Consider the following 12,974-nt stretch of genomic DNA (forward strand, 5'->3'; position numbering starts at 1 on the left):
TGCGATCGGTTCGCACGCACCGTAGCGCCGCGCGCGCCATCGTCGAGCGCGCGGGGCACGCTCACGCGGGATCCTTGCCGAACAGCGCGCGCGTGGCGCCCGCCGTCACCACCGAGCCGGTCACCACGACCCCGGCGCCGGAGACCATCTCCCCGGAGTCGCCGACCTCTTCGGCGATCGCGATCGCGGTCTCCAGGGCGTCGGGCAGTGTGGTCGCGGTGACGACGCGTTCGTCACCGAATCGCTGTACCGCGAGGTCGGCCAGTGCGTCGACATCCATCGCGCGCGGGGAACCGTTGGCGGTAACGACGATCTCGTCGAACACCGGTTCCAGGGTGTCGAGAATCCCCGCGGCGTCCTTGTCGCTGAGCACCGCGACCACCCCGACCAGCTTGCGGAAGTCGAACTCCGTGGTCAGTGCCGAGGCGAGGGCCTTGGCACCGTCCGGGTTGTGCGCCGCATCGATGAAGATGGTCGGCGCGGCGCGCATGCGTTCGAGCCTGCCGGGGCTGGTGACGCTCGCGAACCCCGCGCGCACGGCGTTGATATCGAGTTGATGCTGCGCACCGGCACCGAAGAACGCCTCGACGGCCGCGAGTGCCAATGCGGCGTTGTGCGCCTGATGCTCGCCGTGCAGCGGCAGGAAGATCTCCTCGTAGACGCCGCCGAGACCCTGCAGGCGCAGTTGCTGACCGCCGACGGCGATCTGGCGACCCAGCACGCTGAATTCCGACCCGGCACGCGCCACCGCGGCATCGACTTCGACGCTGCGGCGCAGCAGCACCTCCATCGCCTCGGGAGCTTGCTCGGCGATGACGGCGACGGTGTCACGCGGCACCAAGCTCTCCGGCGCGCGCTTGATGATCCCGGCCTTCTCCCCCGCGATGCTGGCCAGATCCGGGCCGAGGTACTCGGTGTGATCCATGCCGACGGGGGTGATGACCGCGACCTGACCGTCGGTGACGTTGGTCGCGTCCCACGTGCCACCCAACCCGGTCTCCACGACCGCCACATCCACCGGCGCCTCCGCGAACGCGGCGAACGCCATCGCGGTGAGCACCTCGAACTTGCTCATCGCCGGGCCGTTCTCGGCACTGGACTTGGCGTCGATCATCTCGATGTAGGGCTGGAGTTCGCGGTAGGTGGCGACGTACTCGGCCGGGCTGATCGGCCGGTTGTCGATGCTGATCCGCTCGGTCGCCAACTGCAGGTGCGGACTGGTGATCCGACCCGTGCGCCGATGCAGTGCCGTGAGCAGGGCGTCGATCATCCTGCTGACCGAGGTCTTGCCGTTGGTTCCCGCGACGTGGATGGACGGGTAGCTGTGCTGCGGCGAGCCGAGCAGATCCATCAGGGCGGCGATGCGGGTGAGCGAGGGTTCGATCTTGGTTTCGGGCCACCGTTTGTCGAGTTCGGCCTCGACCAGCGCCATTTCCGCCAGCTCGACCGGGGAGGGGCCGGAGCTCAGTCGCGGCCCCACCGAGGGGTGGCGGTCGTCGTCGTATTGCGGTTCCGGCTCCGCGTTCATTTGCCGCTCAATTCCGCCAGGCGCGCGCCGATGCGCTCGACTTCGGCGGCGGCGACATCCCTGCGCGCGGTGATCTTGCCGACCACCTGCTCGGGCGCCTTGGCGAGGAAGGCCTCGTTGCCGAGTTTGGTTGTGGTGGAAGCCAAGTCCTTCTGCGCGGCGGCCAGATCCTTCTCCAGTCTGCGGCGTTCGGCGACGAGGTCGACCGCACCCGAGGTGTCCAGTTCGACGGTCACCGTGCTGACACTCAAGCGCACCTCCACCGAGGCGGTGGCGGCGAACTCGGGACCGGGTTCGGTGAGCCGCGCGAGGCTGGTCACCGAGGCACGCAGCCCGGTGAGACCGGCCGCTTCGATGCCGACCAGACTGGCCGAGACCTTCTGCTTGTCGGCCAGACCCTGATCACTGCGGAAGCGACGAATTTCGGTGATCAACCGCTGAGCATCCGAAACATGCTGCGCCGCAACCTCGTCGGTCGGCACACCGGAGGCTTCCGGCCACGCGGCGATCACCACCGACTCGCCGCCGGTCAGCGCCTGCCACAGCGACTCGGTGACGAACGGGATCACCGGATGCAGCAAACGCAGCACGGTGTCGAGCACGGCGCCGAGCACGAGTTGCGTGGCCTCGCTCCGGGGGCCTTCCTCGGCGAATTGCGCCTTGGCCAGTTCCAGATACCAGTCGCACAGTTCGTCCCAGGCGAAGTGATACAGCGCCTCGCACGCTTTACCGAACTCGTAGTTGTCGAACGCCGAATCCGCCTCCGCGCGCACGGTTTCCAACCGGTCCAGGATCCAGCGGTCGGCGTCGGTGAGTTGTGCGCGGTCGGGCAGCGCACCGGAGCGCGCGCCGTTCATGAGCGCGAACTTGGTGGCATTGAACAACTTCGTCACGAAGCTGCGCGAGGCGAGCGCGTGTGGCTCACCCACGGAAAGATCGCTACCCGGCTGCGCCCCCCTGGCCAACGTGAAACGCAGTGCGTCGGCACCGAATTCGTTGATCCACTCCAGCGGGTCGATGCCGTTGCCGCGCGACTTCGACATCTTCTTGCCATGCTCGTCGCGAATCAGCCCGTGTAGGAACACATCTCGGAACGGCACCCGCCCCTGCGCGAGCACGGGATCGTCGGCGATAAAGGTGCCGAACATCATCATCCGCGCCACCCAGAAGAAGATGATGTCGTAACCGGTGATCAGTGCGCTGGTGGGATAGAAGGTACGCAGTTCCTCGGTGCTCTCGGGCCACCCCATGGTGGAGAACGGCCACAGACCCGAGGAGAACCAGGTGTCGAGCACGTCCGGGTCCTGCACCCAGCCCTCCGGTGCGGTCTCGTCGGGTCCGACGCAGGTCACCTCACCGTCGGGCCCGTACCAGATCGGGATCCGGTGACCCCACCACAGCTGCCTGGAGATGGTCCAGTCGTGCATGTTGTCCACCCAGGAGAACCAGCGTGGCTGCGAGCTGGCCGGATGGATCACGGTGTCGCCGTTGCGCACCGCATCACCGGCGGCCTTCGCGAGCGTTTCGACCTTCACCCACCACTGCATGGACAGGCGCGGCTCGATCGGCTCGCCGCTGCGTTCGGAGTGGCCGACGCTGTGCAGATACGGCCGCTTCTCGGCGACGACGCGTCCTTCGGCGGCGAGGCGTTCGCGCACCGCCACCCGCGCCTCGAACCGGTCCATCCCGTCGAAATCCGTTCCGGTGCCGGTGATTCGACCGCCCTCGTCCATGATGCTCGGCATCGGCAGGTTGTGGCGCAAACCCATCTCGAAGTCGTTGGGGTCGTGCGCGGGCGTGATCTTCACCGCGCCGGAACCGAACTCGGGGTCGACGTAATCGTCGGCGATCACCGGGATCCTGCGGCCGGTGATCGGATGCTCGAGGGTGGTGCCGATCAGCGCACGGTAACGCTCGTCGTCGGGGTGCACCGCCACGGCGGTGTCACCGAGCATCGTCTCCACGCGGGTGGTCGCCACGACGACGTGCGGCTGCGCGTCGTCGAGCGAGCCGTAACGCAGCGAGACCAGCTCGCCCTCGACGTCCGCGTACTTGACCTCGATATCGGAGATCGCGGTCCGCAGCTGCGGCGACCAGTTGACCAGTCGCTCGGCGCGATAGATCAGCCCCGCGTCGTAGAGCCGCTTGAAGATGGTCTGCACGGCCCGCGAGAGGCCCTCGTCCATGGTGAAGCGGTCACGTGACCAGTCGACGCCGTCGCCGAGCGCGCGCATCTGCCACTGGATGGCACCGCCGGACTCGCGCTTCCAATCCCAGACCTTCTGCACGAACAGTTCGCGACCGAAGTCTTCCTTGGTCTTACCGTCGACCGACAGTTGCTTTTCCACCAGTGTCTGGGTCGCGATACCGGCATGGTCCATCCCGGGCAGCCACAGCACCTCGTAGCCCTGCATACGCTTGCGGCGAGTGAGGGTGTCCATCAAGGTGTGGTCGAGCGCGTGGCCGATGTGCAGGTTCCCGGTGACGTTGGGCGGCGGCAGCACAATGGAGTACGGGGGCTTACCGCTGGTGACGTCGGCGGTGAAATACCCAGCGGCTACCCAGCGCTCGTACATCTGCGCCTCTACGTCGCCTGGGTTCCAGGACTTGGGCAGGGCATCGGCACGATCGCGTGTGTTATCGGGGGCTGTGCTGGTCACCAGGCGATTCTAATAGCCGGGAGCAAACCGTTTTGCCACCTCCCTCTCACCCGCGCGCGCACGTCGGGGTGTAGTCGCGCGAACCGAGGGAGCCCAGGCGATGGACCTGCACCGGGACAACGGGCCCAGACATGAAGTAAGGCAGAGTCTTCGGTGGATGAGGGACACCGAAGACTCTGCCTACGTCCACGATCCTACCGTCTCCTCGGGGCCCGAACCCCAATCCATAAGCAATTCTCAGTTTCTGGCGACCAACCGCGAGTTCGCCTCACCGAGCGCCGACGGCAGCCGCCTCGACCGCGCTGGCCACCTCGGCCTCGACCAGGTCCGCGTTGATCATCATCGCCGCACCCGAGCCCGCGGCCGTCGAGGCGATCACGTTCGCCGCCGGATTGGTCACATTGCCCGCCGCCCAAACGCCGTCGACGCTGGTGCGACCGAACGCGTCGACCCGCACCCAGCCGCCGTCGTCGAGCTCGCACCGCAGGTCGGCCAGTACCCGGTTGTTCGGTATGAAGGTTGTCGCGACGAACACCGCGGTGCGCGCCACGGCGCTCCCGTCGACCAGTTCGACGCCGCGAACGCGACCATCGGTCACGGCGAGCCGGGCGACCTCGCCGTCGACCACCCGCACGCCACGGGCGTCCAGCCGCGCACGGTCGGCATCCGACAGCGTCATGGTGTGCGGGAAGAACGTGAGGTCACGCGACCACTGCGGCAGCATCAGCGCCAGGTGCACCGCACGCGCGAGGGCGCCCGGTTCGCTCCCACCGAGCACCGCGATCGGCTGATCACGCACCTCGTAGCCGTCACAGTACGGACAACCGAGCACGTCGGTGCCCCACTGTTCGCGCACGCCGGGCAGTTCGGGTAGCTCGTCGCGCAGACCGGTCGTCACCAACAGCTTGCGGGTGCGCAGCCGCGGTCCTCCGGTCAGTCGAACGGTGAAATCGGCGGTGTCACCGTGGTTCTCGACTTCGGCCACGAAATCGTCGACCAACTCGGCACCCACCGAGGCAGCCTCGGCGACGCCCGTCTCGATCAGCTCCGACGGTGCCATGCCGTCACGGGTCAGGAATCCGTGCATATGCCGCGACGGCGCGTTGCGCGCGGGGCCGCCGCGCACCACCGCGACCTTGCGGCGCGCTCGCGCCAAGACCAGGGCGGCCGAAAGCCCCGCCGGTCCGCCACCGACGATCACCACGTCGTAGTTCTTCTGCGTCTCGCTCATCAGCGATCACCTCCACGACTCAACGTGCCAGGCAATAACAAAATCAGCAACTGATATTGCTGTTTCTGGGAAAAATCGGATACTGGGGTCATGACGACACCACCGTCGGTCGCGGCGACACTGGCCGATATCGGCCCACGTTTGAAGGCCATGCGCACCCAACGCAACGTGACCCTCACCGCCTTGGCCACGAGCACGGGCATCTCCAAGAGCACGCTGTCGCGGCTGGAAGCCGGCCAGCGCAAGGCCAGTCTGGAACTGCTCTTGCCGATCTCCGTCGCGCTCAAAGTGCCCCTGGACGAACTGGTCGCGGCACCGAAGGTCGAGGACCCGCGCGTGCACACCACCACCCGAAAGATCAACGGGATCACCGTCATCGGGCTGACCACCCAGCCGGGACCGTTGCAGGCCTACAAGATGATCATCCCACCCGACCGCGGCGAACCCGACCCACGCGTGCACGAGGGGTTCGAATGGCTGTACGTGCTGGCGGGCCGACTGCGGTTGGTGCTCGGCGAGCACGACATCGTGCTCGGCGCGGGCGAAGCCGCCGAGTTCGACACCCGCCAGCCGCACTGGTTCGGCAGCGCGGGGCACGGGCCGGTCGAGCTACTCAGCCTGTTCGGCAAACAGGGCGAGCGCATGCATCTGCGCGCGAAGTCACCAGGACGCGGCGGCGCATAGTCCGAAACCGGCTACCAGCGACCCGCCGGCGCGAGGACGGTCAGCGCGGCGGGCACCGATCGGATGGTGATCGGGAGCATGCCCGCGGGCTCGCCGTCCGCGGTGACCGGCGTTCCCGGCGCGCTCACAGTGATCTCCGACGCGCGGAATTGCACAACTTTCGGGTGGGTGGTCGGCTTGCCCGCAGCGAGAACGGGCAGCAACCGCATCATCTCGAAACGGGACAGCTCACCGACCACGGTCAGGTCGAGCAGGCCGTCGTCGGGGATCGCGTCGGGGCAGATCAGCATGCCCCCGCCGTAGGTGCTGGTGTTGCCGACCGCGACCATCACCGCGTCAGCCCGCACCGCCGAACCCACCCCCGGATTGCGCAGACCCTCGGTGCTCGCATCCGACATCGTCACCCGGTACGGCGCATGACACTTGTGCGAGAGTTCCGCAACCGCGGCAGCGGTGTAGCGCGAGCGCCCCTTCGGCCACTCCATCTCGTTGGCGCGCAAGGTGACCCGGGCGTCGAACCCGGTGCCGACCACGGTGGCGAACCACATCGGCGCCGAACCCGATTCCGCCGACTCGAGCCGACCGAGGTCGATCGTGCGCGTGCGACCGTCGAGGACGATGTCGGCCGCGGCCACCGTGTTCTTGGTCGGTATGTCGAACACCCTGGCCAGATCGTTGCCCGAGCCCGCGGGCACCAGCGCGAGTGGAACGCCGGTCTGGGCCACCGCGGGTAACAGCACGTTCATCAGCCCGTCGCCGCCGACGGACACCACGGCGTCGGGGCGCCGGCAGGCGATCGAATGCCGTACCTGGCGAACGGATTCCGCGGCCGAGTCGGTCCTGACCTCGACCACCTCGACGCCACGCGCCCGCAACCGTTCGGCCGCGACGGCGGCGACCGCGCTCGCTCGTCCGAGCCCGGACGCCGGGTTGGTCACCATGGTGACCAACCGCACGTCGCGGCGTGTGCTCGAGCTCAAGAGACCAGCTTCTCTGGATTCATGATCCCCGTGGGATCCAGTTCGGCTTTGACCGCACGCAGCACCCGCACGCCCAGGTCACCGACCTCCTCGGGCAACCAGTCGCGATGATCGGTGCCGACCGCGTGGTGATGGGTGATCGTCGCCCCCTCGGCGATCATCACGTCACCCGCGGCCTTTTTCGCCGTGTACCACTGGGTAATCGGGTCATCGAGTTGCTTGGCGACGACGGTGAAGTACAGCGAGGCCCCGCTGCGGTAGGTGTGCGAGATGTGGCACATGACCAGTGGCTGCGCACCCTGATCGCGCAACGAGCCGTTGAGCGCCGCGGTGACCTTCGACTTCAGGTTCGCCAGATTCGCCCATGTGGTCGCGGTTTCCAACGTTTCACACAGCACGCCCAGGTCGAGCAAGGCGTCGCGCATGTACGGCGCCGAGAACCGGCCGTGTTCCCATTCCTTGGCGGGAGCCTCACCCAAGGATGTTCCTCCGTTGGCGGCGAGGAGCGCGCCGGCTTCGGCACTGCGCGCCGCCACATGCGCCGCGCTGCCTTCGAAGGTGGTGATCGCGAGACAACCCGAGACCGTCTGACCGCCGATATCACCAGCGCGGGCCAGATTGAGGCCGGTCTCGGCCTCGTCGGACAGCCGGAACACCGTGGGTTGCGCGCCTTCCTGCACGACCGCGCGCATCGCCGCGGCGCCGGTGCTGAAATCGGGGAACGACCACGCCTGGTAGACCACGTAGTCCGGCACAGGGTGCACCCGGACGGTGACCTCGGTGAGCACGCCGAACGCGCCTTCGGAGCCGACGAACAGGGCACGCAGGTCCGGCCCCGCCGCCGAGGCGGGGCCGCGCCCGAGATCGAGGGCGCCCTGCGGTGTGGCGACACGCAGTCGTTGGACCATGCTGTCGAACCGGCCGTAGCCCGCCGAGGCTTGGCCGGAGGACCGGGTCGCCGCGAAGCCGCCGATGCTGGCGAATTCGAAACTCTGCGGAAAGTGCCCGAGCGAGAAGCCCTGCTCACGCAGCAGTTCCTCGGCCCCCGGACCGGACAGGCCCGCGCCGAGGGTCGCGGTCGCACTGACCGGATCGATCGAGACGAATGCGTCGAGCCGACGCAGGTCGAGGGTGATGACGGCCGCGAAGCCGCCGCGCAACGGGTCGACACCGCCGACAACGCTGGTGCCACCGCCGAACGGAACTACGGCGATCGAGTGCTGCGCGCAGTGCGCGAGTACCGCGAGCACTTCGTCGTGGTCGGCGGGGAACACCACCGCATCCGGCGCTTGCTGGGTCGCTGCCCTCTGGCGACGCAAGAGGTCGGGGGTGCTCTTTCCGCCCGCGTGCCGAAGCCGGTCGAAGTGGTCGGTGGACACATTGTCCGCGCCGACCACCTCGGCCAAGCCGTCTCGCAGCGTCGACGTCAACGCCGACTCACGCAATGGCACATCGCCCTCATCGCGACGCGTCACCGGGTCCCCTGACACTCCGAAAACCTGCGTCACCAGGCCACGAAGCTGGTCTGACAACGGTTTGCGTCCGGCGGGCACACCCCAGGCATCCCAGACCATACCCGGCGTAGACCCGGCTATGTCCGACATCGTCGCTGCCTCGGAATCATCGCCGGATTTCTCGCCGATGCGGTGTTGTGTCTCGACCATGCATTACATTGTGACATAGAACGTAACGAAGTAAACCAAAACCCGTATATTTCACTTATGCCGAGCGACGTTTCGGCTACCCCGACCGACGGTGGTGATGGTGACCGATTCCGCAGAGTCCGCCGAGAAGGCGACCTCCTCCATTGATCTGGCGATTCTCGACGCCGCCCGCGCCTGCGTCGCAGAATTCGGCGTGCGCCGCACCACCCTCACCGAGGTCGCACGCCGCGCACGGGTGAGCCGACCGACCGTCTACCGACGCTGGCCCGACACCGGGTCGCTGGTCTCGGAATTGCTGGTGCGCGAATTGCGAGCGATCATCACGGCCACCATGCCGACCGGCGGGCGCGCGCGCACCCGGCTGGTCACCGGAATCGTCGTCGGTGCCGCCCAGGTTCGGACGAACAAGCTGTTCGACAAGATCTTTCGCACCGACACCGACCTCATGCTCACCTACGTGTTCGGCCGACTCGGCCGCAATCAACGCGCGCTGATCGAGATGTTCGGCACGGGCATCAGCGAGGGACAGCAGGACGGCTCTATCCGCGACGGCGACCCGGAGCAACTGGCTGTCATGGTGCTGCTGATCGCACAGTCGACCGTGCAATCGGCGAATACCGTCGCGCCGCTGCTGGCCGACGCCGCTCTGGACGCCGAACTGACCCGTGCGCTCGACAGCTACCTCAGCCCCGCACACGCACCGACTTCGTCCCCGCGACCCGATCCAGACGCTGCCGTAGGAGTCACTTCGTGATCCGCGACGGGCAGCGACGTCGACACCGAAAGGCATTGTGATGACGACGAATTCGACCACAACGGGAGACAGCGCACTCAACGCGACAAGACGTGCGCGCGAACAGGACCAACTCGACGACCGCGCGAGCATCGACGTCTTGGTGATCGGCGGCGGCATCACCGGCGTCGGCGCGGCACTCGACGCCGCCGCGCGCGGCTTACGCACCGTGCTGGTCGAACGCCACGACCTCGCCTTCGGCACCAGTCGATGGAGTTCCAAACTCGTGCACGGTGGCCTGCGCTATCTGTCCAGCGGCCGGGTGGGCATCGCCCACGAGAGCGCGGTGGAGCGCGGAATCCTGTTGCGCAGCACCGCACCCCACCTGGTGCGCCCGCTCCCGCAACTGCTGCCGCTACTGCCCGGCCTGAGCAAGGTCCAATCCACGACGGTGCGAGCCGGTTTCCTCGCGGGTGACCTGCTGCGGCGCAGCGCCAAAACCCCCGCCGCGCTGCTCCCGCGTTCGCGTCGAGTCACCGCCACCGAAACCCTGCGCCTGGCACCCACCGTGCGCCGCGAAGGGCTGCGCGGCGGATTGCAGTCGTGGGACGGACAACTCATCGACGACGCCCGGCTCGTTGTCGCCTTGGCACGCACCGCCGCCGCACACGGAGCGAAGGTGCTGACCCGCACCGAGGCGCTGGAGGTAACCGGCGACTCCGCTACCCTGCGCGACACCCTGACCGGCGAGAAGATCACCGTCCGCCCGCGCACGGTGATCAACGCCACCGGCGTGTGGGCCGACCAGGTGGATTCGAGTATCGAATTGCGGCCGAGCCGAGGCACCCACCTGGTGTTCTCCGCGTCGACATTCGGCGACCTCAGCGCCGGGCTCGTAGTGCCGCTGCCCGAGAGCGTCAGCCGATTCGTCTTCGCGCTGCCAGCCGCCCACGGTCGCGTCTACGTGGGACTCACCGACGAGGACGCGCCCGGCCCTGTGCCCGACCAGCCGAAGCCCGCCGAATCCGAGATCGATTTCCTGCTCGACACCGTCAACACGGTGCTGCGCGAATCGTTGACCCGTGCCGACATCCTCGGCAGCTTCGCGGGACTGCGGCCGCTGCTGCACACCGGCGGCGACAGCACCGCCGACCTGTCGCGCTCGCACGCGGTGGTGCGCGCACCCAACGGCATCATCACCGTCGTCGGCGGCAAGCTCACCACCTACCGGCGCATGGCCGAAGACGCCGTGGACGCTGCGGTGAAACACGGAAAGCTGGACGCCGGCCCCTGCCGGACCAAGCGACTGCCGGTGGTCGGCGCCGTCTCCGGAGCCGACCGCGACCACATCGACGCACCGCAAATACTGATCGACCGCTATGGCAGCGAGGCGAAGGACATCGCCGCCGCCACCCGCCGCGACCCCCGCCTCGCGGAACCGGTGGCGCCCGGAATCGACGTCACCGCAGCCGAATTCGCGTTCTCTGTCGCCAACGAGGGCGCGCTCTACACTGAAGACCTCCTCGACCGACGCTCGCGCATCGGCCTGGTCGCCAAAGACCGAGAAGCGGCACGCGCCGCCGCCCAGGCCGTCCTGGCCGATCAGCCGTCACCCGCCACAACCCCGATCGAAAGCCCCTGACCCCGAACACCTCCGCCCACCGACCGTCACCTTGCCGATCGAAAGACCGGCCGAGGCTCGGGCCCACATCGCCCAGAACGCCCACATCATTCGTGCCCGCAGGCCGGATGCGGAGAAGCCGGAGTCTCGGCTGTCCGGCGCTGAGCCCCGGACAGTCGTGAGATGGGTCTACGCGCAGCGCACCCGAACCGGGGCCGGGGTCGCGCCGCCGGGGGCAACGTAGACCTGGACCGCGAAGGGACCGTCGGATTCCACGGCCTCGCAGTTCTCCGGCACGCCGGTGATCTTCAGTCCGTAGCAGCCCGGCGCCACCGGAATGGTGGCATCGTTCTGCGCGTCCTTCACGTCCGATCCCGAGGTGAGTGTGGCGAATTCCGGGCCACCATCGCACGGGGCCACGCTGGCCCGCACACCGCCGATGGGCTCGCCGACCAGCGGCACGGCACCCTTACCCACACTGTTCGCGGTCAGGTGCAGCGCACCCTGTCCCGGGGGCGGGAACTGGTCGGCTCCGGCCAGCGGTGCGGCCAGCACCGCCGCACCGAAAACGGACGCGGCCAGTACGGATTCGACGAACAGGGCACGGCGCACAGTGGACCTCCGATGATCAAGATTTGCTCCCTAGCGCCTGCAATATAGACCGAGGTCGCCGCGTGCGGTCAACAGCGCAGGTGAGAAGGACGTCCGTTCGATGACACGGCATGGGTGTCGGCCGCACCGATCCCACCGCACCGAGCGGTGCCATAGTCCGTTGCCTCGCAACGCTGTTCAGTCGAATTTCCAGTCCGCCAGTTCGACGCGCATGCACGCACGCGGCCATCGATCCAGACCGCGCTCTCGTTCCTGTGCGCGAATCGCACGCAGGCCGGGGGTCTGCTCGGCGGCGGTGAGATACCGGAACCCGAGGCGCAGATAGTACGGACCGTTCCACTCGACCTCGACGAACGTGGTCAGGGTGAGCGCGGCCAGCGCGCGATCACGCGCCCACCGCGCGGCGTGTTCGATCAACGCCCGCCCGATCCGGCGGTGAGCATGGTCGGGGTGCACCGACACCTGCTCGACATGCGCGGCGCCGTCGACAACGGCGAGAACAAGATAGGCGACCGGGTGGTCGAGTTCATCGGCCCACACCCACGCGCGGCCGGCACGCTGAAACTCCCGCAGGGTCGCCACCGAGGCGGGCTCGTCGCGCGCGACCGCCGCCATCCCGACCCGCGCGAACACTTCCCCCGCCGCCCACTCGATCCGACGCAGTTCGGGCAAATCCGCCTCGGTCGCGTCTCGAATCACTCTGTGCTCCTTGATGGTTTCGATCTCGGCACGAACACGGCTCGCGCGGCGCTCGTCGTTTCGCGACGCGCGGCGCGACATCCGCACCCGCGTGCGGGGGCCGCGCCATTACCCGACCGAATGTACGAGGGGGCACGCGCTTTTCTCGAGCAGCTAGCTCGCGTTCGATCCGACCGGGACTGCTCGATCACGTATTCGCGCGCTCCCTCACCGCATACCCACAGACGCATGGACAACTCATTGTGTCGCGCCTCGCGTGCGGATTTCCACGTATTTTTCGCCGGAGCGACCAGGCGGGCTCTCGTGCGCGGGTGAGCGCTCGAGGTCACGCAAGAACGGCCGTGCGGCGCCCCGACATGGAGGCGCACACGACGAACGAGGTCACGCACGAACGTGCGTGCCGCGTCCCGGCATGAAGGCACACATCAACGAACGAGGTCCCGCGAGAAACGCCAGCGCCACGCCCCGACGTGACGGCGCGGGACAGCTCGGGAACACCTACCGCGGCCGGCGACGAAGTCGACCTCGGCACCGAACCGAACCGGTCGGCACACGGGAGGAG

10 protein-coding genes are annotated in these 12,974 nt (G+C 67.9%); 3 read left to right on the plus strand and 7 right to left on the minus strand.

The genetic code is table 11. The features are described from left to right. Positions 1-61: 61 nt before the first annotated feature. From folC to ABEA50_RS29755, 3 genes are all read right to left on the minus strand, one after another. The gene (folC, locus tag ABEA50_RS29745) at positions 62-1,528 is read right to left on the minus strand and encodes a bifunctional tetrahydrofolate synthase/dihydrofolate synthase (protein WP_425577742.1); all 1,467 of its coding nucleotides are present in this window, start codon (positions 1,526-1,528) and stop codon (positions 62-64) included. Continuing rightward, complete coding sequence (locus ABEA50_RS29750; RefSeq protein WP_345499726.1) at positions 1,525-4,188, minus strand: valine--tRNA ligase; 2,664 nt, start codon at positions 4,186-4,188, stop codon at positions 1,525-1,527. Before ABEA50_RS29750 ends, folC begins: the two co-directional genes overlap by 4 nt. A 268-nt stretch (positions 4,189-4,456) precedes the next feature. Beyond that, complete coding sequence (locus ABEA50_RS29755; RefSeq protein ID WP_345499727.1) at positions 4,457-5,419, minus strand: NAD(P)/FAD-dependent oxidoreductase; 963 nt, start codon at positions 5,417-5,419, stop codon at positions 4,457-4,459. Between the two features lie 90 nt (positions 5,420-5,509). On the opposite strand from ABEA50_RS29755, the gene ABEA50_RS29760 reads away from it, so the two are divergent. After that, a complete protein-coding gene (locus tag ABEA50_RS29760; RefSeq protein WP_345499728.1) occupies positions 5,510-6,103 on the plus strand; it encodes a helix-turn-helix domain-containing protein in 594 nt (197 codons plus the stop codon). 11 nt (positions 6,104-6,114) lie between these two features. Here the strand turns inward: ABEA50_RS29760 and ABEA50_RS29765 are convergent, their stop codons facing one another. Together ABEA50_RS29765 and ABEA50_RS29770 are read right to left on the minus strand one after the other, a co-directional pair. Further along, positions 6,115-7,083 (minus strand): YegS/Rv2252/BmrU family lipid kinase, encoded by a 969-nt coding sequence (locus tag ABEA50_RS29765; RefSeq protein ID WP_345499730.1) that lies wholly within the window; start codon positions 7,081-7,083, stop codon positions 6,115-6,117. Continuing rightward, a complete protein-coding gene (locus tag ABEA50_RS29770; RefSeq protein WP_345499789.1) occupies positions 7,080-8,657 on the minus strand; it encodes an FAD-binding oxidoreductase in 1,578 nt (525 codons plus the stop codon). The genes ABEA50_RS29765 and ABEA50_RS29770 overlap by 4 nt, the downstream gene beginning before the upstream one ends. A 187-nt stretch (positions 8,658-8,844) precedes the next feature. Here ABEA50_RS29770 and ABEA50_RS29775 point away from each other — a divergent pair, with 187 nt between their 5' ends. Beyond that, positions 8,845-9,501 carry a TetR/AcrR family transcriptional regulator gene (locus tag ABEA50_RS29775; protein ID WP_425577743.1) on the plus strand — a complete coding sequence of 219 codons (657 nt, stop codon included), beginning with the start codon at positions 8,845-8,847 and terminating at the stop codon, positions 9,499-9,501. A 40-nt stretch (positions 9,502-9,541) separates the two neighbouring features. Then, positions 9,542-11,122 (plus strand): glycerol-3-phosphate dehydrogenase/oxidase, encoded by a 1,581-nt coding sequence (locus ABEA50_RS29780; protein WP_345499732.1) that lies wholly within the window; start codon positions 9,542-9,544, stop codon positions 11,120-11,122. A gap of 168 nt (positions 11,123-11,290) precedes the next feature. Here the strand turns inward: ABEA50_RS29780 and ABEA50_RS29785 are convergent, their stop codons facing one another. After that, positions 11,291-11,713 (minus strand): hypothetical protein, encoded by a 423-nt coding sequence (locus ABEA50_RS29785; RefSeq protein ID WP_345499734.1) that lies wholly within the window; start codon positions 11,711-11,713, stop codon positions 11,291-11,293. A 177-nt stretch (positions 11,714-11,890) separates the two neighbouring features. Then, positions 11,891-12,493 carry a GNAT family N-acetyltransferase gene (locus tag ABEA50_RS29790; RefSeq protein WP_345499735.1) on the minus strand — a complete coding sequence of 201 codons (603 nt, stop codon included), beginning with the start codon at positions 12,491-12,493 and terminating at the stop codon, positions 11,891-11,893. Positions 12,494-12,974 lie beyond the last annotated feature (481 nt).

This window comes from Nocardia callitridis, from assembly GCF_039543305.1.
Classification (GTDB): domain Bacteria; phylum Actinomycetota; class Actinomycetes; order Mycobacteriales; family Mycobacteriaceae; genus Nocardia; species Nocardia callitridis.